This window comes from Nocardia suismassiliense (genome assembly GCF_900269665.1).
Classification (GTDB): domain Bacteria; phylum Actinomycetota; class Actinomycetes; order Mycobacteriales; family Mycobacteriaceae; genus Nocardia; species Nocardia suismassiliense.
The window spans coordinates 7,088,548-7,108,369 of record NZ_LT985361.1 but is presented as its reverse complement, the minus strand read 5'-3'; the positions used below and the strand labels follow the sequence as shown (position 1 = coordinate 7,108,369).

Below are 19,822 nucleotides of genomic sequence, written 5' to 3'. Positions count from 1 at the left end.
TTGGTATAGACCAATTCCGGGTAGGCTGTGCCGCATGGAAGCAACGGAGGTCGGTGCCGACGTGACGCCCGGCGACACGCGTGGCGGGCGAGCCGAATTCGCGCTGCCCGACCGGCTGCCGAAGTCGTACCGCGTGCGCACCGAACTCGAGACGATCCTGCGCGATTTGAACGAGGGCGATCCGGTGCCCTCCGAACGTGACCTCGCGGTCCGGTTCGAGGTGGCGCGGGAGACCGTTCGCCAGGCCTTGCGAGATCTCTTGGTGGAAGGCCGAATTCGCAGGCAAGGCCGGGGGACCGTGGTCTCCCGGCCCAAAATGGTGCAGCCGCTGTCGCTTCGCTCCTACACCGAAGGCGCCATCAGCTACGGTCGCGTCCCCGGCCGCCTGCTCGTCAGCTGGGACGACGTGGCCGCCGACCCCGACACCGCCCGCGATCTCGCTGTGCCCGTGGGCACTTCGGTCATGCACCTGGAACGCGTCCTGCTCGCCGACGGTGAACGCATCGGCTTGGAAAGTACCTTCCTGCCGCTGCACCGCTTCGCCGGCTTGCGCACCACCTACGACCCGAGCACCTCGCTGTACGCGGCGGTGCGCGGGTCGGGCGTGATCTTCGGGCAGGCCACCGAACGCATCGAAACGGTGCTCGCCTCCCCCCGCGAGGCCGCACTGCTCGAATGCACTACGGCCCTACCGCTTTTGCTGCTGCACCGCCGCAGCCTCGACGCCGGAGGCGATCCGATCGAGCGCGTCCGCGGCCTCTACCGCGGCGACCGCATCGCCTTCGAAGCGCACCTCACCCAATAGCCCCCGCCGATGGCCGCCGTCAGGCGGGAAGCAATCGGCCCATCGAGTGGATTTCGTTCACATCGGCGCCGGTGATGAAGGACCAAGGAGCGGTGAAGAAACCGTTCTTGCCCCAGTTCGGGCCCCATGAATTCTCGACTGTCACGCCTTTTGCGTCGTAGGCGACGATGGTGACCTCGTGGCCGCCGAGGATTTTCTCGCGGGCCGATGGGTTGTAGTTGTCATTGGTGCTGTCCAGGGCTTCGAAGCTTTCCCTGGCGTCGAAGCCGAAGGGGACCGGCAGGCCGGATGCTATCGCCTTCTTGATGTTGGTGACGATATCGCCCTTGGTGAGATCCTGTGCCCCGGACAGTTTGTAGTGGGTGGCGTTCGCGCGTTCTGCGGCGTCGGGCTGGGTCGTGTAGTCGAAATCGCCCTGCCAGTAGTCGGATTTGGTGTCGATGCCCTGCTGCTGTTCCAGCGGCAACGCGACTCCGGCGTAGGTGCCCTGATCATTGCCTTGCGCGATCTGCGCGTAGATGAACATCGGGGCCATCGGATCGCCTGCGATCTGCTGCTCGTTCATCAGCACCCCGTACCCGGTATATCCGGTCGCCCAGGTGACGCACGATCCGACCGGCCCCTGATCGCCCGCGGGTAAAGCATACTGGCGCAGCGAATATGCGGCCGGTGGTGTACCGGCCGCGCCCAGTTGAACCGGCAGCGCCGAACCGACGGTGGTGTCTCGGCCGAGGCTGTCGTGCGCGGCCGCGCGGTCGAGTCCGAACGCGTGGTGCTTGATCTGCGGCGAGGGCGCGTCCGGGTCGGCGTGCGCGGTACCGGTCACCGCGAGGCTGATTCCAAGGACGGATACGAAAGCGGTGGACAAGCGCGAATAGTGCAAGGTTCCTCCTGCTGAGCCCCACGATCCATCACTTCCGGATGGAATGATCGGTGAACTGAACAGGGAGTGTTCCACGGCATTTCGGCGACGACTAGATAAAAGTCACCCTGATTCATTTAAGTCGCGGTTAACGGCGGTGTCGCACAAGTAAATTCACCCAAGTCGCCCACTTGCCCTGTGATTCGATCCGGTGGTATTGCGGCCGAGGGCGCGGATATGTACCGTGCGATGGTATTTCCGTTCGGAAGGATGAGATGTGACGTCGAAATGGAAGCTGTGCTGCCTGGTCTCGATGTTCCTCGCCTTCGCACTGCACGGCTCCGCCGTCGCCGAGCCGGTTCCCGCCGAGTGGAATGCCGCCGGGCATTCCTACGGTTTGGTGGTGACGCCGAATCTGCCTCCTGTTCCGGAACCTCGCGCCGCCGCCTTCGGCGCGCAAACCCTGCCGTATCTCCAGCAGACCCAGATCGCGGATCAGTGGTGCTGGGCCGCCGACGGCTCGTCGATAGCCACGTATCTGCACCGGCCGATCAGCCAGAATCAGTACTGCGCACTGGTACACGGCGTCAGCACCGAGGGCGCCTGCCCAGATGAGGAGGCGTCGCTCGAGCAGATCGCATCCGCTTTCCGGGGGATCGGTTTCGCCGCGGCCGTCGGTGCGCCGTTGTCGATGGCCAAGGTCATCGATGAGATCTCGGCCGACCGGCCGATCCTCACCGGCATCGCGTGGACGGCAGGCGGCGGGCACGCGCAGGTGATCTACGGCTTCGACACCGATGCGGGCACCGTCACCTACGGGGATCCTTGGCCCACCTCGCGGCGTAGCGTCACACAGTCGCTCGACTCCTACACCCGGAATTCGGACTGGATGTGGTTCGGCGAGGATTACGGCATCGCACTCCGATGAGTGGATCGGTCCTGCGCATCGCGATCGGGCTCTTAGTTGTTGGTCTGGGCCTGTCGGGGTGTGCGGATCGCGGTGCACCCGCGACGGTGTGGGAGAGCGAGCCGGACGGCAGCGCCATCGACAGCGCGATCGACACTCCGGCGGCGCAGCGTCTCGTCGGATCGTTCCTTCGATCGTCGGGTGCGTCGAATGATGTTGCGGCCGTGACACTTCAGCGAGCCGGCGCCCCGGTCATGGTGTATGCGACCTACCCGTCGTCCGCTGACCATCCCGGACACTCCCTCGAGCGTGCCGGGATCGAGTCCTACATCGCGGTGCCGGTTCGGGTGGCCCGGCGCAATGCCGTTGACACGTTGCAGTTGGAACCGTCGCCACCGTATCTGCCACGGGCGATGGCAACGGGGGTAGAGGAGACGAGCCGGCCACGTGCCGCCGGTGCACGACTGCTGCTCGATTACCCGACCCATACCTGGTTCGGCTGGACGCGAACCCAAGTCACCGTGATCTCCTCGGAAAAGACCCCAGCGTTGGCAGGCAATGAACTCAACGCCGAGGCCTTCTATGCCTGGCTCCAATCCCGCTGACCCGCCGAGTCGTTCGCGCGCCGCGCAACTGACTGTTGGATTTCCCAGTGCCACAGGCGATCCGATCGAACGCGTCCGCGGCCTCTACCGCGGCGACCGAATCGCCTTCGAAGCGCACCTCACCCAGTAACTCAGCGGACCTGCGGGGCCACCTTCTCGCCCAGCAATTCGATGTTGTGCAGGACCTTCTCGTGCGGGAGGGTGCCGACGCTGGTGTGCAGCATGAAGCGGTCGAGGCCGAGGGTGTCGCGGATGTCGGCGACCTTTTCGGCGACGTAGTCGGGGGTGCCGACGAACAGGGAACCTTCTTTGGAGCGCAGGGCCTCGAATTGGGGGCGGGTCATCGGGCCCCAGCCGCGTTCGCGGCCGATGACGCTCATGGCGTGTGCGTACGGCTCGTAGAAGTCGGCGACGGCTTGTTCGTCGGTGTCGGCGAGGTAGCCGTGGGCGTGCACCGCGACCGGCTGCTTCTCGTGGCCGCCTTCGGCGAGGGCGCGGTGGTACAGCTCGACCAGCGGCTTGAATCTTGCGGGCTGCCCACCGATGATCGCGATGGCCAACGGAAGTCCGAGCAGTCCGGCGCGGACCACCGACTCGGGGCTGCCGCCGACCGCGATCCATACCGGCAGCGGCCGGTTGTCGGTGCGCGGGTAGACGATGGCGTCGCGCAGCGGCGCGCGGAACTTGCCGGACCAGGTGACCGGTTCGTCCTCGCGCAGGTGCAGCAGCAGCGCCAGCTTCTCCTCGAAGAGCTCGTCGTAGTCGGACAGCTGGTACCCGAACAACGGAAAGCTCTCCGTGAAGCTGCCGCGCCCGGCCATCAGCTCCGCGCGACCCTTGGACAGTCCGTCCAGTGTTGCGAAATCCTGGTACACGCGTACCGGATCATCGGAGCTCAGCACGGTGACCGCGCTGGTCAGCTGGATCTTCTCGGTGCGCGCCGCGATGGCGGCCAGCACCATTGCGGGGGAGGAGGCGGCGAAGTCCTTGCGGTGATGTTCGCCGACGCCGTAGACGTCGAGTCCGGCCCGCTCGGCGGCGACGGCCTCCTCGACCACCTCACGCAACCGCTCGCCCGCGGTAGGTGCGGGGCGGTCGCCGACGGGGTACAGCTCGGCGAAGGTCGTGAGTCCCAATTCCACGGTCGAGCCTCTTTCCTCAGTAGTGTCGATGTCAACCAATACCGTAAACGGACCGCAGTCCGAAGGTATTCCGCATGGTTTTCGGCGCAGCTCGGATCTGACTCTGCGGCCCTGCGTCGGCCGGGCGCTGCCGCAGCGCGCGCAGTCCGATTACTCTGTTCGCATGTCTGTCCGCACTCGCAAGCCGCTCGTCCCCGGCATCCAGTCACCCACCCGCGAGGTCCCGCGCACGATCGAGCGCCCGGAGTACGCGTGGAAGAAGACTGTCAACGAGGGGCGGGAGCCCTGGGTGCAGACGGCCGAGACGATCGACAAGATGCGGATCGCGAGCAAGATCGCGGCGCAGGCGCTCGAAGAGGCGGGTAAGGCCGTCGCGCCCGGCGTCACCACCGACGAGCTGGACCGGATCGCGCACGAGTACATGTGCGACCACGGCGCCTACCCGTCGACCCTGGGCTACAAGGGGTTTCCGAAGTCCTGCTGCACCTCGCTCAATGAGGTGATCTGCCACGGCATTCCGGACTCCACGGTGATCGAGGACGGCGACATCGTCAATATCGACGTCACCGCCTACATCCACGGCGTGCACGGCGACACCAACAAGACCTACCTCGCCGGTGACGTGGACGAGGAGGTCCGACTGCTGGTCGAGCGGACCGAAGAGGCCACCATGCGGGCGATCAAGGCGGTCCGGCCCGGCCGGGCGCTGAACGTGATCGGCCGTGTCATCGAGTCCTATGCCAACCGCTTCGGCTACGGCGTCGTCCGCGACTTCACCGGGCACGGCGTCGGCCCCACCTTCCACAGCGGCCTGGTGATCCTGCATTACGACCAGCCCGCCATCGAGTCGATCATCGAGCCGGGCATGACCTTCACCATCGAGCCGATGATCAATCTGGGCGGTATCGACTACGAGATCTGGGACGACGGCTGGACCGTGGTCACCAAGGACCGCAAGTGGACCGCGCAGTTCGAGCACACCCTCGTCGTCACCGACACCGGCGCGGAAATCCTCACGCTCCCGTGAGGCGCCACAGCCGCACACTTCTTGATTTGCCGCACAGGGAATCGCATGCGAATCCGTATGCGGCGCATCAGAAAGTGTGCGGCAAGTGGTTGGTGCCGTGAAAGGTGCCCTGCTGGTCGCGGGGACTACGTCGGACGCTGGCAAAAGCGTTGTGGTGGCGGGCATCTGCCGGATGCTGGCGCGGCGGGGCGTGCGGGTCGCGCCGTTCAAGGCGCAGAACATGTCGAACAACTCTGTGGTCACCCTCGACGGTGGCGAGATCGGGCGGGCGCAGGCGTTGCAGGCGCAGGCGTGCGGGCTCGCGCCGAGCGTGCGGTTCAACCCGGTACTGCTGAAGCCGGGCAGCGATCGGCGCTCGCAGTTGGTGGTGCGGGGTAAGGCGGTCGGCACGGTCGGCGCGCGGGACTATTTCCGGCACCGGCAGGAGCTGCGCGAGGTGGTCGCCGCCGAACTCGCCTCGCTGCGTGCCGAATTCGACGTGGTGATCTGTGAGGGCGCGGGATCGCCCGCCGAGATCAATTTGCGGGCTACGGATCTGGCGAACATGGGGCTCGCCCAGCCCGCGCGGCTGCCGGTGCTGCTGGTCGGCGATATCGATCGCGGCGGCGTGCTGGCACACCTGTTCGGCACCGTCGCCATCCTGGAACCCGAAGACCAGCAACTGATTTCCGGTTTCGTGATCAACAAGTTCCGCGGCGACGTCGAGCTGCTGCGCCCCGGCCTGGACCGGCTGACGGAGCTGACCGGCCGCCCCACCCTCGGCGTGCTCCCGTACGCCGAAGACCTGTGGATCGACGCCGAGGACTCCCTCGGCACCGTCGCGGACGCACCGGTCGGTCGTCCGCTCCCGCCGGTCGGTACCGAATGGCTGACCGTCGCCGCCATCCGCCTGCCGCGCATCTCCAACTCCACCGATATCGAAGCGTTGGCCTGCGAGCCAGGGGTTTCCGTGCGCTGGGCGAGCGAGCCGTCCCGGCTGGCCGGGGCCGACCTCGTGGTGCTGCCCGGCAGCAAGGCCACCGTGTCGGACCTGGAGTGGTTGCGGCGCAGCGGAATCGCCGAGGCACTGCGCGCACGTGCGGCGGCGGGCGGCCCGATTCTGGGCATCTGTGGCGGTTATCAGATGCTGGGCAAGCGAATCGTCGACCCGGTGGAGTCGGGCCGGGGAGAAGTCGACGGGTTGGGCCTCTTCGATCTACAGATCGCCTTCGCCGATCCGAAAGTGTTGCGCCACAGCACCGGCCATGGGGCCACCGCCGACACCGCCGGAATACCGGTGCACGGCTATGAGATTCACCACGGCCGGGTGGCCGGCAGCGGCGATCCGGCCTGGCTCGACCTCGAGGGAAATCCGGAAGGCAGTGTGCGCGGGCCGCTCTGGGGCACCCATCTGCACGGCTTGCTGGAATCGGATGACTTCCGCCGCGCCTGGCTGCGTTCGGTAGCCACAGCCGCCGGACGCACCGGTTTCGTTGTCGCCGAGGACGTTTCCGTCGCCGCCGTCCGCTCGGCGCAACTCGATCTGCTCGCCGACCTGATCGAACAACACCTCGATCTCGACCAGCTCGACCGCCTACTCGCCGACGGTGCGCCCGCCCATCTGCCGACGCTGGCCACCCAGCTGTTCCCCACCACCGCGACCCTCGGTAGCTGAACTGTTGACGTGACGAACGTCGCCCCTTACCTTTCAGTAAGGAATTCGGCTCCGGGTAAGGCGCGGGTCGATGGGCGCGGGAGAAGCACGGTCGGTGATCGAAGTGGCAGCAGAGAAGAAGTCCGCCGGTAGGGCGGGGAATGTGGTGTCCGCGACGGTGACCAGCAAGGGGCAGATCACCATTCCGATCGACGTCAGAGTCGCCATGGGTTTGCGGGCCGGTGTCCGGGTCGCCTTCGTTCCCACCGACAACGGCACCTACGAACTGGTGCCGGAGACCCGGACCATCAAGTCGCTCAAGGGGATAGTCGGCTGGTCCGGCTCGCCCATCGGCCTCGCGGAGATGAACGAGGCGATCACCGGCAATGTCGTGGAAGGCAAGCAGAAATGATCGGTCTGGACGCCAATGTGCTGATCCGCTACCTCACCCAGGACGATCCGGAGCAGTCCGCGCGCGCCAATCAGGTGATCGACGGCCTCAGCGAGAGCCGCCCGGGTTATGTGACGATGATCGTGCTCGCCGAGATCCATTGGGTGCTACGCCGCGGCTACAAACAGGACCCCGAGGCAGTCACCGACGTATTGCTGGGCCTGCTCGACTCGACCGAGATCGTGGTCGAGCGCGCCGACACCGTGCGCCAGGCGCTGCGCCAGGCCGCCGAAGGCGCGGATTTCGCCGACGCGCTGATCCAGCAACTCGGCCAGGAGGCGGGCTGCGACCTCACCGTCACCTTCGACCACAACGCCGGGGAACGCGCGGGCATGCGTCTACTGGCCTGACCCGAAGATAAGGCTTCGTTCAGCAGACCCGTGTAGCGTCATTCGGCATGAAATCTCGGCAGATCACGGTAGGTGACGGGACCTGGACCGTGCGGGTAGACGGCCCGGAATCTCGGCACAGCGTGCTGCTGCTGCCCGACCTCGGCGACCCGGCGGACGTCTACGACCAGGTATGTGCCCGACTGCACAATTCGGATCTGCGCACCGTGGTGCTGGAGTCGATCGAGGGCCTCGATGCGGCGGGCGTCACCGCGATCCTCGACCAGATCGGCGTGCCCTGGGCCAACGTCGCTGCCCGTGGCGCGGGCGCCGACCTGGCGTGGCGGGCGTGCGCGGCCGGATTCGGCCGCTTCATCAGCCTCGTGGTGGCCGATCGCGGCCATCCGGCGGCTCCGGGTCCGGACGGGACCGTGGCCGACGCTACGGTCCGTCCAGTGGAGTTGCCGACCACGGTGCTGGTCAGCAAGAACCTGCCGCGCTCGGTCGCCGACGCCTCGGGGCGGTTCGTCTACGGCGAGTTCCGCGTGGTCGACGTCGACGTCACCAATGTGGCGACCGAGGCCGACCACGAACTGGCGACCGAGATCGTGCTACGCACCAGCACCTGGTGAGCCGTTGCCGGACTTGGCTTGATAGACGGCAAGCCACTCCAGCCAGCTGTCGAGTTCGGCGAAGGCATGAGCCAGCGGTTCGGCCGCGGACAGGAACACATCGTGCTTGGCGCCGTCGATCGGCACGATGTTGGTGCGGTCGCCGAGGCACCCCGACCAACGCTGAATCTGCTTGACGTCCAACACCGCATCGGCCACGTCGACGGCGGGGCCGTACCGCCGGGCGAACTTCGTCATCCGGGAACGCAGGATCAGCGACGGCACCCCGATGTCGAGCCCGGCGTGCAGTTGCGCATGGCCGTTGCGGATGGCACGCAGCCAGCCGAACCGAACGGGGAAGCCGTGCAACGGTTTCCAGTCGAGGTTGTAATCCCACTCGCCCGCGACGCTGTGGTGCAGGCTGTCGCCGTAGGTGCTGACCTTGCCGCCGGGCAGTTCGATCATCTTCCGAAAACGGCCGAGCGCCTTGATGATCGGCGTCCCGACGGTCCGGTAGTACGCCGGTCCCTGCAGGTCGAACCAAGGGCTGTTGAGCACCAAACCGGAGACCCCGGCCGCGGCCGTCCCCCGGGTCCGATTGAGCCGATCCAGCCACAGCGGCAAGATCAGGCCGCCGGTCGAGTGCGCGTTCAGGACGACCGGAGCGCCGGTCTCCTCCCGCACGATTCGCAATGCCTCGTTCAACTCGTCGTCATACAGTGCGAGATCGGTCACATAATGCGGTGTCTGCCCGTCACGCAGTGATCGTCCGCACTTGCGTAGGTCCAGCGCGTAGAAGTGGTATCCGAGCGTCGCGAAATGCTCCGCGAGATGCTCTTGAAAGAAGTAGTCGGTAAACCCGTGCACATACAGCACGGCGCCGGCGGTCAGTTCGACATCGTCGCCGGGCAGATAGCGGACCAGCGTGGCCACGGCCTCGCCTTCACCATCGGGATCAGGCCCGAAAGAAAGCGTGCGTTGCTGGTACTTCTCGCCTAGGACATCGGCTTTCCACTCCGCCCCGTGGTGGGTGTCGGTTTTCGTAGCGGCAAGTGAAGTTTCCTTTGTCACATACACAATCTAAGTCACATTCCGCGGTTTCGGCGCGGGGGATCGACGTGGTGAGGTGCACAATTGAAGCTAGGTGAACGGCGGGTAACCTAACTCCCGCCGTGGTTTACCGACCGAGGCAAGAACCGCAAGCACCGTGCCCAGGCAGGTCCACCCGCCCGGTGGGCCCGCGAGAAGGACAAGGAAGTCGATCTAGCCGTGCCGAACGCTGCCATGACTGAAAAGACCGATGTTGTACTCATCGGCGCCGGCATCATGAGTGCCACTCTCGGTGCGCTGCTGCGCCAACTGCAGCCCGACTGGTCGATCTCCCTGTTCGAGCGGCTCGACGCCGCAGCGGCGGAGAGCAGCGACCCCTGGAACAACGCGGGCACCGGCCACTCGGCCCTGTGCGAACTGAACTACAGCCCGCAGAACGCCGACGGCTCGGTGGACATCACCAAGGCCATCGACATCAACGAGCGGTTCCAGGTGTCGCGCCAGTTCTGGTCCTACGCCGTGGAGAACAACATCCTCGGCGACCCGTCCCGGTTCATCAACCCGATCCCGCACGTGAGCTTCGTGCACGGCGCGGACAACGTCGAGTACCTGCGCAAGCGCTACGAGGCGCTGTCGCGGCATCCGTTGTTCGAGGGCATGGAGTACATCGACAGCCCGGACGAGTTCGCGCGCAGGCTGCCGCTGATGGCGCGCGGCCGCGACTTCTCCGACCCCGTCGCGCTGAACTGGACCGACGGCGGCACCGACATCGACTTCGGCGCGCTCACCCAGGAACTGCTCGCCTACCTCGGCGCCAGCGGTGCGGACCTGGCCTTCGGCCACGAGGTGCGCGACCTGTCCAAGCAGTCCGACGGATCCTGGCTGGTCAAGGTGCGCAACCTGCGCACCCGCGAAACCCGCACGCTCATCAGCAAATTCGTCTTCGTCGGCGCGGGCGGCGGCGCGCTGCCGCTGCTGCAGAAGTCCGGCATCAAGGAGATCGACGGCTTCGGCGGCTTCCCGGTGAGCGGGCAGTTCTTCCGCTGCACCAACCCGGAGCTCATCCAGCAGCACGAGGCCAAGGTGTACGGCAAGGCCGCCGTCGGCGCACCGCCGATGTCGGTGCCGCACTTGGACACTCGCGTCATCAAGGGCACGCCCGGCCTGCTGTTCGGCCCCTACGCGGGCTGGACGCCGAAGTTCCTCAAGGACGGCAAACTCACCGACCTGTTCAAGTCGGTGAAGCCGAACAACCTGTTCTCGCTGCTCGGTGTCGGCGTCACCGAACTCGGCCTGACCAAGTACCTGATCAGTGAGCTGCTCAAGTCGCAGGCGGGCAAGGTCGACACCCTCTCGGAGTTCATCCCGCGCGCCGACGGCCGGGACTGGGAGCTGATCACCGCGGGCCAGCGCGTGCAGGTGATCCGGCGCAAGGGCGCGGGCGGCGTGCTGGAGTTCGGCACCGCCGTGGTCGCCGCGGCCGACGGCACCATCGCCGGTCTGCTCGGCGCCTCCCCGGGCGCGTCGACGGGCGTCACGGCGATGCTCGACGTCATGCAGCGCTGCTTCCCCACCGAGTACGCGCAGTGGACGCCGAAGCTCAAGGAGATGATTCCCTCACTGGGCGTCAAGCTGTCCGAGGACCAGGCGTTGTTCCACGAAGTATGGGACTGGACGTCCAAGACGCTGAACCTCGCGGGTGGCACAGATAACACGCCGAGGCATGCGGGGGTCGCGGCGAGCCGCTAGGTGTGATAGCAACAGGCGATGATGTCAACGGTTGTTCTCAAACGGTCATGGGCGTTGGATCTCGATACCGCCACCCTCTATCAGCTGTTGAAACTTCGCGTCGAAGTCTTTGTCGTCGAGCAGAAGTGCGCGTACCCCGAGTTGGACGGGCTGGACCTGCTGCCGGAGACCCGGCACTTCTGGCTCGATGACGAGGGCGAGGTGATCGCCACGCTGCGGCTGCTCGAGGAGCACCACGATGGCGTGAAGTCCTTCCGCATCGGGCGCCTGTGCACCGTCGTCCCGGCCCGCGGCCACGGCTACACCACGCGCCTGCTGCAGGCCGCGCTCGCCGAGGTCGGCGAGGCGACCGTGCGGTTGAACGCGCAGACCTATCTCGTCGACATGTACGCCAAGCACGGGTTCAAGCCCGACGGCGACGAATTCGACGAGGACGGGGTCCTGCACATTCCGATGCGCAAGGGGTGACCGTCCCGCTGGCCGGCTCCGCCCTCGTCGCACCTGAGCGACGAGGGCGGTCCTGTCCGCCTAGGCCCTGTGTCGAAGTCCCATCCGGCGCCTCCGGGGGCTGGATCGCCGCCTGGCCGCGTTGTCGTCGTCGCCGATACAAACCCGGTATCGGCAACTCCTCCGCCTTGCCAGGCGACGATCCAGCCCCCGGATGCATCCGGCCGGACTTCGACACAGGGCCTAGGGCCGCGTCGGCGGGTGCGCGTCGCGCGCATAGAGTTGGGGCGTGTCCTTGTCCCATGCCGAAACTGTGTCGCCTCACTCGTTGACCGGATCGCGGACGCGTCCGGCCGCCGAGGGTGAGGCGGGTTTTCCGTTCTCCGCCGTGGTCGGTCAGGAGCGGCTGCAACTGGCGCTGATCCTGTGCGCGGTGCACCCCGGCATCGGCGGTGTGCTGGTGCGCGGCGAGAAGGGCACCGCGAAATCGACCGTGGTGCGTGCGCTGGCGCAGCTGCTGCCGCCGGTGGTGGACGAGACCGGCGCACGGCCCGCGCGGCTCGTGGAGCTGCCCGTCGGCGCCACCGAGGACCGGGTGGTCGGCTCGCTGGACCTGGAGCGGGTGCTGCGCGACGGGGAACAGGCGTTCCGGCCCGGACTGCTGGCTGCGGCGCATCACGGCGTGCTCTATGTCGACGAGGTCAACCTGTTGCACGACCATCTGGTCGACGTACTGCTCGACGCCGCTGCGATGGGCCGGGTGCACATCGAACGCGACGGCGTCTCGCATTCGCATCCGGCGCGGTTCGTGCTCGTCGGCACCATGAATCCGGAAGAGGGCGAGCTGCGCCCGCAGCTGCTCGACCGGTTCGGGCTCACCGTCGACGTGGCGGCCTCGCGGAACGTGGACGTGCGCATGGCGGTGGTGCGGCGGCGACTGGACTACGAGGCCGATCCGGCCGGATTCGCCGAGAGCTACGCCGCCGCCGACCGGGCGGTGGCCGAGCGCATCCTCGGCGCGCGGGACCGGGTCGCGCAGGTGCGGCTCGACGATGGCGAGCTGCGTCGAATCGCCGCGCTGTGCGCCGCATTCGACGTCGACGGCATGCGGGCGGACCTGGTGGTCGCGCGGACCGCGACGGCGCACGCCGCGTGGCGTGGTGCGGATACGGTCACCGAGGACGATGTGCGGGTCGCCGCGGAACTTGCGTTGCCGCACCGGCGGCGGCGCGATCCGTTCGACGAGCCGGGCATCAGCGAGGATCAGCTCGACAATGCGATGCGGGATGCCGCTGCGGAGGTGGACCGCTCGGCCCGATCCGACGAGGACGCAGCGGAACTCGAACAGAGTGAGGTGCCCGAGGACGCGGAGCCGTCGAACCGAGGGCAGCAGGACTCAGGCGACTCGAGCCAGTCGACGGAGAATGAACGGGCGGACGACCAGCAGAACCAGCGCGGCGACGATTTCCGGTCGCCGGAAGACGACGAGCCGGACCCCGGCGATCCTCAGTCGCGGACGGACGAATCGAACCCGCGCGGTGACGATCCCGACGACGATCCCGACGGTCCCGGTGGTGGGCAGCGGCCCGGCGGCCGTGAAAGCCGCAGTGGCGCACCGGTTTCCGCCGCCGCGACACCGCCGCGCTGGGAAGTTCCCGGTATCGGCGAAGGTGCTCCCGGCCGCCGCTCCAGGGCCGAGTCCCGGCATGGTCGCGTCGTGCGGCCGAGCACGGATACCGGCACCGGCCTGCACCTGCTCGGCACCATCTTCGCCGCCGCGCCGCACCAGCGGTCGCGTGGTCGCGGCGACGGTCCGCTGAAGCTGGTCGCCGAGGATCTGCGTGGCGCGTATCGCGAAGGGCGCGAAGGCAATCTGGTGGTCTTCGTGGTCGACGCGTCCGGCTCGATGGCGGCCAGGGATCGGCTCTCCGCCGTCACCGGCGCGGTCGTCGCTCTGCTGCGTGACGCCTATCAGCGCCGCGACAAGGTCGCCGTGATCACCGTGCGTGGGCAGGACGCCGAACTCGTACTGCCGCCGACGTCTTCGGTCGATATCGCGGTGCGTCGCCTGTCCGGCATGCGCACCGGCGGTAAGACTCCGCTCGCCGCGGGTCTGTTGAAGGCCCGCGAGATCGTGCTGCGGGAACGGGTCCGCGACCCGCGCCGGCGCCCGATGCTGGTGCTGCTCACCGACGGTCGCGCCACCGGCGGCGTCGATCCGGTGGCGCGCGCCCGTGCCGCCGCCGCATTGCTGGCGAACGACGCGGTCACCTCGATCGTGGTCGACTGCGAGCGCGGCATGATCCGGCTCGGTCTGGCCGCCGAGCTGGCTCGGGAGCTGCGTGGCGGATATCTGAGACTGGCTGAGCTGACCGGGGATTCGGTCGCCGAGGTGGTGCGTGCGGGGTCCGGACGCCCGGGTGCTCGCGCCGCTTGAGCCACAGGGGATCGAACTAGCAAGGAGAGTGCATGCCCAAGGGTGTTCCGGAGACCGTGCCCGACGACGGGCTCACCACACGGCAGCGGCGCAATCAGCCGGTGCTCGCGGTGCATACGGGGCCGGGCAAGGGAAAGTCGACGGCCGCCTTCGGGATGGCGCTGCGGGCCTGGAACCAAGGTTTCGACGTCGCGGTGTTCCAGTTCGTGAAGAGCGCCAAGTGGAAGGTGGGGGAGGAGGCTGCCTTTCGCACCCTCGGCACCCTGCACGAGGAGACCGGTGCCGGCGGCGCGGTCGAGTGGCACAAGATGGGTGAGGGCTGGTCCTGGACGCGCAAACAAGGGAGCGACGAGGACCACGCCGCCGCGGCGCTCGCCGGTTGGCAGGAGATCGCCCGCCGGTTGAAGGCCGAGCAGCACCGCTTCTACGTCCTCGACGAATTCACCTACCCGCTCAAATGGGGTTGGGTCGACATCGACGAGGTCGTCGACACCCTCAGTAGCCGTCCCGGCAACCAGCACGTGGTGATCACCGGGCGCGACGCTCCGCAGGCGCTCATCGACGCCGCTGACCTCGTCACGGAGATGACCAAGCTCAAGCACCCCATGGACGCGGGCCGTAAAGGCCAGCGCGGCATCGAATGGTGATCTCCCGCACCGACTCTCGGGACTCGCACTCGCTCCGGGCCCCCGGAGTGGGTGCGGATCCCGAGAGGTGGTGCGGCTGCTGCGTCGCGTCGGCTCGCGCGGTCGTGCGGCGGTGGTGTCGATGAGCGGGGGTGTGCCCGCAGTGGTGATCGCCGCGCCCGCGTCGGGGAGCGGGAAGACCACGGTGGCAACGGGATTGATCGGTGCGCTGCGGCGGGTCGGTCATCGGGTCGCACCCTTCAAGGTGGGGCCGGATTACATCGATCCCGGGTATCACGGGCTGGCGGCGGGGCGGCCGGGACGCAATCTGGATCCGGTGCTCGTCGGCGCGGAACGTGTTGTGCCGCTGTATCAGCACGGTGCGCGAGAATGTGATCTCGCGGTGGTCGAGGGCGTGATGGGGCTGTTCGATGGCCGTATCGATGAGAACCATGCCGGGCCGGTCGCCGAAGGTTCCACCGCACAGGTCGCCGGGTTGCTCGGTGCGCCCGTGGTGCTGGTGGTGGATGCCAGGGGGCACAGCCAGAGCCTGGCGGCATTGCTGCACGGCTTTGCGACTTTCGACAGCAGTATTCGGCTCGGTGGGGTGATTCTCAACCGGGTCGGCAGTGAACGGCACGACCAGGTGCTGCGTGCGGCCTGCGATCGAGTCGGGCTGCCGGTGCTCGGCTCGCTCCCGCGCATGACCGAGTTGGAGGTGCCGTCGCGGCATCTCGGGCTGATCCCCGCGGTGGAGCATGGTACGGCCGCCACGGCAGCGGTATCGGCGATGACGGATTTGGTTGCGGCACATGTGGATCTGCGAGCAATCGCTGCGCTGGCCCGTTCGACCGCGGCTGGTCCGGCCTGGGATCCGGCGGAAGCTATAGCTGACGTGGTGGTCTCCGGCGTATCACCCGGCTCAGCCCGGCCGGGGCACGATGGAGCTGCTGCCGCGGTGGGGTCCGGCGTATCGCTCGGTTCAAACCGGCCGGAGCACGCTGGAGCTGACGCCGCAGCGGTTTCCGGCGTATCACCTGGATTAGGCAGGCCGGAGCGCGATGGAGTTGTCGCCGCAGCGGGATCCGGTCCATTGATCGCCATGGCAGGCGGGCCTGCGTTCACCTTCGGCTACGCCGAGCACCGCGAGCTGCTGCTGGCCGCTGGGGCGCGGGTGGTGGTATTCGACCCGCTACGCGACGAACTACCGAGCGGCACAGCTGGTTTGGTGCTGCCCGGCGGATTCCCGGAGGAACACGCGGCAGCGCTGGCAGCCAACACCCCACTGCTGACCGCAGTGGCGGCGCAGGCCCGGCGCGGCATGCCCGTACACGCGGAATGCGCGGGCTTGCTCTACCTGACCCGCTCCCTCGACGGACACCCGATGGCCGGGGTCATCGACGCCGACGCCGAGTTCGGCCCCCGCCTCACCCTCGGCTACCGCGACGCGGTCGCGCTGGTCGATTCGCCGCTGTGGCGAGCCGGGGAACGCGTCCGCGGCCACGAATTCCACCGCACCCGCCTGACCGCGGCAGGCTCGGACACCCCAGCCTGGGGTTGGCACGGCAGTGACGGCGCGCGCGTCAAGGAGGGCGCGCTGGTCCAGCAGGTCCACGCCTCCTACCTGCACACTCACCCAGCCGGAAACCCGAGAGCTACAAGCAGTTTCGTTACCGCAGTCGCCGAGTACGCAGGCGCTCGTGCGGACCGTTGAGCGAAGGCGTGCGCTAGTGCAGGTGGCAGGTGGCTGAGTTCGCCGTTGGGCTCGGTCTGCGCTCTGGTACGCACGCTGACTCGATCGTTGCCGCCGTGCGGGAGGTGTTGGGCGACAACGTGGTCAGTTGTTTGGCGACCATTGATCGCCGGATCGGCGAACCCGGTCTGCGTGATGCGGCTGCCGAGCTGGGAGTGGCGGTGCGGGGGTACGCTGCCGCCGAGCTGGCCGACGTTCCTGTACCGAATCCGGACTCGCGTACGGCGGCTGCCGTCGGCACGGGCAGTGTTGCCGAGGCGGCTGCCATCCTTGCGGCTGGGCGCGGCACGTTGGTGATCACCAAACGTATCGTCGCCGGGGTGACTATCGCTGCGGCGCAACGCACAACGGGCTGATTGTCCGGCGCGCAACTGGGTGATCGAACCAGATGACCTTGGGTCTCCCGCGTGGTTTTATGGCGGGGTGGATATCCGAGGGATCGACAATGTGCTGGTTCCGGTGGGGAATCTGGCTGCGGCGCTGGAGTTCTACGCGAACGGGCTCGGGCTTTCGGTGCGGTTCACGGTGCCGGAGCGGGGGATCGCGTTGTTCGGGGTCGCGGCGGAGACGCCGGGCATCATGGCGATGGTGGATCCCGCTGCGGGGCAGGGGTCGCCGCCGGCCATCCGGATCTGGCTGGAGGTGCCGGATGCGCGGGCCGCCGCGGCGGAACTCGAAGGACGCGGTGTCGACATGCTCACCGCGCCCTTCGAAGTCGCGACCGGCTGGAGTGTGGAGGTGGCCGATCCGTGGGGCAACGTGATCGGGTTGACCGACTACCTCAAACGCCCTGACCTGGCACGACCGGCGTTCTGACCTACGGCGCCACCGCACCCCAGTCGGCGAAACCGCTGGGATCGTGGCGGCCGAAGGTGGCGTGTTCGAACAACCCCCACCCCTCGGCGTCGCCGCAGCGGGCATGTGCCACATGGTCGATCACGCCGTATGGTGCGCGGGCGACGATGGCCGGATCGGTGAGGTCGTACCGGCTGGCCAGCGACCAGTCCCGGCCCTTCCACTGCCCGTGCTGCCAGTCGGGATCGCCACCGTAGCCGCAACCCACGTGCAGCGGCACATGGGTGCCCGTGGTCACCTCGATCTCCAGCGGCTTGCCGTCCGGCGTGGGCATCTCGAGCCGGGCGCCGACGGGAAGCCTTGTGCCGGAACGGTAATCGATCGCGATGCGCGGCCAGCCGAGCTGTTCGGTGCGCCCGTCCGGCCAGATCCGCACGGCGTCGTTCAAGGTGCGTTTGCCGTCGGGTTCCTCCTGCACGATGATCACGATCGCGAAATCGTCGAAGCGCAGCGGCACATACATCCACCAGAAACCGCCGGACGGCTCGGCGGCCGCCCGGCCCGCAGGCTCGCTCTCGCCGACCGGCCGGATGCCCCAGGACCGGTCCCTGGTGCCGGTCCACACCGCCGGGTCGACGGTGATGTCGTCGCCGTCGACGTGCAGCGTCCCCGCCCACGAGCCCACCTGGGCGAACCGGCTCGCGTCGATGATCGGCCGGTTGCCCGCCAGGATCAGGTGTGGTTGCTCCTGCACGGTGGGGAACGCGCCCTCCCAGGTGAGGTCGAAGGACAGGTCGTCGTGCTCGCAGATCACCCGGATCCGTTGCAGCGGCTCGAGCACCTCGATGCGATAGCCGCCGACCCGCTGCTCCAGGCTGCGGTCACCGAGCGCGTCGGAGAAGCGCACGGTCCGTTGGATATCGCCGCGCCGGACGGCGGCGTAGGCGTCGGTCACCCCGAGGTTCGGGTACACGCCGAACCCGGTGATCAAGAAGGTGCCGCCGTCGCGGTCGTGACCGTTGAAATAGCTGCGGTCGTAGAAGTTCCGGTCGCTACTGGCGACCCGCGCCAGTGACAGCCCGGTCTGATGAATCGGGTACTCGTCCAAAGGAACTGGCATGGCTGCCCTCAATCCCACTCGTAGGTTCCGTCGAGCAGCCGTTCCAGGCTTGCTCGGTGCATCACGTAGTCATCCCGGTCCGGGGTGTCGGTGTCCTCGCCGAAATGGATCATCCTGCGCTTGACCCTGGCCATCACGATGCCGTGCCGCAGTGCGGCGTAGACGAGGTACCAGTCCAGGTCGCGCACCGTATGTCCGGTCAGTTCTTCATATTTCGCGACGACGTCGGCCCGGCGCAGGAAGTCCGGCAGGCCCGGCTGATCGAATCGGGTGGCGATGTCCTGGAAGAACCGGTGGATGAAGATCACCCAGGCGACATCCAGTTCGCGGGGGCCCAATGCGGCCATCTCCCAGTCCAACACCGCCGCGGGCTCGAAGCCCCGGTAGATGATGTTGCCGGGCCGGGCGTCACCCCAGCTGAGGACGTCGGGCCCCGGGTCGGCGGGCCAGTGCTCGTCGAGCCACGCGAAGGCTCGTTCGAGCAACGGAATCTCGAAGCCGTCATCGGCCAAAGCCCATCGGTACCAAGCCTTCTGGGCCTCGACATGCCTGCGCAGCGACTGGCCCGCCCCGCGCAGGGCCGGGAATCGCTGGGCCGGATCTGCGATGGCGTGCACCTTCGCGATCACCGCGACGGTGTTCGCGGTGAGCTGCGCCCGCTCCTCGGGGGTCGCGTCGAAGAGCCAGCCGACGAACACGTACGGCGGATTGTCGGTCGGCACGCGGCCGTCGACCCGCTTCATCACGAAAAACGGTGTGCCGAGCGGTGTCTCGTCTTCCTCCAGCCAGCACAACGCAGGTACCGGCACGTCGGTGTTTTCGGCGACGCCGGCCATCACGTGGTACTGGGTGGCCAGATCATAGGTCTCGAACACCGGGAACGAACCGCTCTCCGGCGCCATCCTGGCGACGAACGAACCGCTCTCGTGCCGTCCGTCCACGCTCCATTCCGCATCGAAAAGAATGGTGGTGCTGGACATTCCGCCGGACTGCGGCCGCGACAGATTCGCGACCTTCGGCGGGTGATCGGCGGAGACCTTCGAATCCAGCCAGCGCGCCAGGTCCTCGGCGAGCACGTCGAGATCACGCTCGCTCACGGTCAGCTGCTGCCGCTCAGCGGGATCCGGATCTTCGGCCATCGTTGTCCTCCTGACGCCATGACACGCGGGCGTGCCTTCGGCACAGCCCACCTCGGCGGCGGTCCGCCGCGATACGCGACAGTAACGCGTTCCAGTCGGCCGGTGGGGCGGAAACGAGCGAGGCCACCGAACCCGCTCACTGGCTGGAACCGGGCCTTGACATGCGAGGATCGGCACGTGGTCGGGCCGGCCCGACCGGCTTGGTGTGGCTGGCACGTACGACTTATTGCCGAGGGGAAGACCAGGGATTTCCTGGATGCTCGAGCCCTGCGCACCTCGATACCGTTCGCTGACGCAGAGCGTTCGGAGTGAGGGGTTCGTTGTGAGTGCTGTC

The 19,822-nt window shown here is 67.5% G+C and carries 20 protein-coding genes; 15 read left to right on the top strand and 5 right to left on the bottom strand.

The annotated features are described in order from the left end of the window. Positions 1-34 precede the first annotated feature (34 nt). Positions 35-805 (top strand): GntR family transcriptional regulator, encoded by a 771-nt coding sequence (locus DBO33_RS31670; RefSeq protein ID WP_234391145.1) that lies wholly within the window; start codon positions 35-37, stop codon positions 803-805. 19 nt (positions 806-824) lie between these two features. Here the strand turns inward: DBO33_RS31670 and DBO33_RS31665 are convergent, their stop codons facing one another. Next, positions 825-1,673 (bottom strand): C1 family peptidase, encoded by an 849-nt coding sequence (locus DBO33_RS31665; protein WP_199856818.1) that lies wholly within the window; start codon positions 1,671-1,673, stop codon positions 825-827. 271 nt (positions 1,674-1,944) lie between these two features. Here DBO33_RS31665 and DBO33_RS31660 point away from each other — a divergent pair, with 271 nt between their 5' ends. Beyond that, positions 1,945-2,595 carry a papain-like cysteine protease family protein gene (locus DBO33_RS31660; protein ID WP_159080631.1) on the top strand — a complete coding sequence of 217 codons (651 nt, stop codon included), beginning with the start codon at positions 1,945-1,947 and terminating at the stop codon, positions 2,593-2,595. Then, positions 2,592-3,179 (top strand): hypothetical protein, encoded by a 588-nt coding sequence (locus tag DBO33_RS31655; RefSeq protein WP_107658310.1) that lies wholly within the window; start codon positions 2,592-2,594, stop codon positions 3,177-3,179. The genes DBO33_RS31660 and DBO33_RS31655 overlap by 4 nt, the downstream gene beginning before the upstream one ends. A 131-nt stretch (positions 3,180-3,310) precedes the next feature. Here the strand turns inward: DBO33_RS31655 and DBO33_RS31650 are convergent, their stop codons facing one another. Next, a complete protein-coding gene (locus DBO33_RS31650; protein ID WP_107658309.1) occupies positions 3,311-4,321 on the bottom strand; it encodes an LLM class flavin-dependent oxidoreductase in 1,011 nt (336 codons plus the stop codon). A 163-nt stretch (positions 4,322-4,484) separates the two neighbouring features. Here DBO33_RS31650 and map point away from each other — a divergent pair, with 163 nt between their 5' ends. From map to DBO33_RS31625, 5 genes are all read left to right on the top strand, one after another. Beyond that, positions 4,485-5,348, top strand: coding sequence for a type I methionyl aminopeptidase (gene map, locus DBO33_RS31645; RefSeq protein ID WP_107658308.1), 864 nt, complete (start codon positions 4,485-4,487; stop codon positions 5,346-5,348). A gap of 97 nt (positions 5,349-5,445) precedes the next feature. After that, positions 5,446-7,002, top strand: coding sequence for a cobyric acid synthase (locus tag DBO33_RS31640; RefSeq protein WP_199856817.1), 1,557 nt, complete (start codon positions 5,446-5,448; stop codon positions 7,000-7,002). Between the two features lie 70 nt (positions 7,003-7,072). Then, positions 7,073-7,393 (top strand): AbrB/MazE/SpoVT family DNA-binding domain-containing protein, encoded by a 321-nt coding sequence (locus DBO33_RS31635; RefSeq protein ID WP_234391144.1) that lies wholly within the window; start codon positions 7,073-7,075, stop codon positions 7,391-7,393. Beyond that, positions 7,390-7,782 (top strand): PIN domain-containing protein, encoded by a 393-nt coding sequence (locus tag DBO33_RS31630; RefSeq protein ID WP_107658307.1) that lies wholly within the window; start codon positions 7,390-7,392, stop codon positions 7,780-7,782. The genes DBO33_RS31635 and DBO33_RS31630 overlap by 4 nt, the downstream gene beginning before the upstream one ends. 47 nt (positions 7,783-7,829) lie before the next feature. After that, positions 7,830-8,393: a hypothetical protein gene (locus DBO33_RS31625; protein WP_107658306.1), complete on the top strand. Its 564-nt coding sequence runs from the start codon at positions 7,830-7,832 to the stop codon at positions 8,391-8,393. On the opposite strand, the gene DBO33_RS31620 is transcribed toward DBO33_RS31625, so the two are convergent. Beyond that, positions 8,373-9,443 (bottom strand): alpha/beta hydrolase, encoded by a 1,071-nt coding sequence (locus DBO33_RS31620; protein ID WP_107660765.1) that lies wholly within the window; start codon positions 9,441-9,443, stop codon positions 8,373-8,375. The genes DBO33_RS31625 and DBO33_RS31620 overlap by 21 nt on opposite strands. A 198-nt stretch (positions 9,444-9,641) precedes the next feature. Between DBO33_RS31620 and mqo the strand changes: the two genes are divergently transcribed. The 7 genes from mqo to DBO33_RS31585 all read left to right on the top strand — a co-directional run bounded on the left by mqo (position 9,642) and on the right by DBO33_RS31585 (position 17,250). After that, the gene (gene mqo / locus DBO33_RS31615; protein WP_267897903.1) at positions 9,642-11,171 is read left to right on the top strand and encodes a malate dehydrogenase (quinone); all 1,530 of its coding nucleotides are present in this window, start codon (positions 9,642-9,644) and stop codon (positions 11,169-11,171) included. Between the two features lie 18 nt (positions 11,172-11,189). Beyond that, positions 11,190-11,639 carry a GNAT family N-acetyltransferase gene (locus DBO33_RS31610; RefSeq protein WP_107658304.1) on the top strand — a complete coding sequence of 150 codons (450 nt, stop codon included), beginning with the start codon at positions 11,190-11,192 and terminating at the stop codon, positions 11,637-11,639. Positions 11,640-11,946: 307 nt separating this feature from the next. Beyond that, positions 11,947-14,055 (top strand): magnesium chelatase subunit D family protein, encoded by a 2,109-nt coding sequence (locus DBO33_RS31605; RefSeq protein ID WP_234391143.1) that lies wholly within the window; start codon positions 11,947-11,949, stop codon positions 14,053-14,055. Between the two features lie 32 nt (positions 14,056-14,087). Beyond that, positions 14,088-14,702, top strand: a complete 615-nt coding sequence (gene cobO, locus DBO33_RS31600) for a cob(I)yrinic acid a,c-diamide adenosyltransferase (protein WP_107658302.1) — start codon at positions 14,088-14,090, stop codon at positions 14,700-14,702. 121 nt (positions 14,703-14,823) lie between these two features. Continuing rightward, on the top strand, positions 14,824-16,395 hold the full coding sequence (locus tag DBO33_RS31595; protein ID WP_107660764.1) for a cobyrinate a,c-diamide synthase: 1,572 nt from the start codon (positions 14,824-14,826) through the stop codon (positions 16,393-16,395). A gap of 29 nt (positions 16,396-16,424) precedes the next feature. Continuing rightward, positions 16,425-16,790: a cobalamin biosynthesis protein gene (locus DBO33_RS31590; protein ID WP_107658301.1), complete on the top strand. Its 366-nt coding sequence runs from the start codon at positions 16,425-16,427 to the stop codon at positions 16,788-16,790. A gap of 67 nt (positions 16,791-16,857) precedes the next feature. Next, on the top strand, positions 16,858-17,250 hold the full coding sequence (locus DBO33_RS31585; RefSeq protein WP_194834799.1) for a VOC family protein: 393 nt from the start codon (positions 16,858-16,860) through the stop codon (positions 17,248-17,250). A gap of 1 nt (position 17,251) precedes the next feature. On the opposite strand, the gene DBO33_RS31580 is transcribed toward DBO33_RS31585, so the two are convergent. Continuing rightward, positions 17,252-18,349 carry a hypothetical protein gene (locus DBO33_RS31580; protein WP_107658300.1) on the bottom strand — a complete coding sequence of 366 codons (1,098 nt, stop codon included), beginning with the start codon at positions 18,347-18,349 and terminating at the stop codon, positions 17,252-17,254. Positions 18,350-18,357: 8 nt separating this feature from the next. Beyond that, positions 18,358-19,488, bottom strand: a complete 1,131-nt coding sequence (locus DBO33_RS31575) for a phosphotransferase family protein (protein ID WP_107658299.1) — start codon at positions 19,486-19,488, stop codon at positions 18,358-18,360. Positions 19,489-19,822 lie beyond the last annotated feature (334 nt).

Coding starts and splice junctions, on each gene's coding strand:
- cobO (WP_107658302.1), top strand. CDS start 14,088: ATGCCCAAGGGTGTTCCGGAGACCGTGCCCGACGACGGGCTCACCACA.
- DBO33_RS31595 (WP_107660764.1), top strand. CDS start 14,824: ATGAGCGGGGGTGTGCCCGCAGTGGTGATCGCCGCGCCCGCGTCGGGG.
- DBO33_RS31670 (WP_234391145.1), top strand. CDS start 35: ATGGAAGCAACGGAGGTCGGTGCCGACGTGACGCCCGGCGACACGCGT.
- DBO33_RS31610 (WP_107658304.1), top strand. CDS start 11,190: ATGATGTCAACGGTTGTTCTCAAACGGTCATGGGCGTTGGATCTCGAT.
- map (WP_107658308.1), top strand. CDS start 4,485: ATGTCTGTCCGCACTCGCAAGCCGCTCGTCCCCGGCATCCAGTCACCC.
- DBO33_RS31635 (WP_234391144.1), top strand. CDS start 7,073: ATGGGCGCGGGAGAAGCACGGTCGGTGATCGAAGTGGCAGCAGAGAAG.
- DBO33_RS31575 (WP_107658299.1), bottom strand. CDS start 19,488: ATGGCCGAAGATCCGGATCCCGCTGAGCGGCAGCAGCTGACCGTGAGC.
- DBO33_RS31625 (WP_107658306.1), top strand. CDS start 7,830: ATGAAATCTCGGCAGATCACGGTAGGTGACGGGACCTGGACCGTGCGG.
- DBO33_RS31655 (WP_107658310.1), top strand. CDS start 2,592: ATGAGTGGATCGGTCCTGCGCATCGCGATCGGGCTCTTAGTTGTTGGT.
- DBO33_RS31580 (WP_107658300.1), bottom strand. CDS start 18,349: ATGCCAGTTCCTTTGGACGAGTACCCGATTCATCAGACCGGGCTGTCA.
- DBO33_RS31630 (WP_107658307.1), top strand. CDS start 7,390: ATGATCGGTCTGGACGCCAATGTGCTGATCCGCTACCTCACCCAGGAC.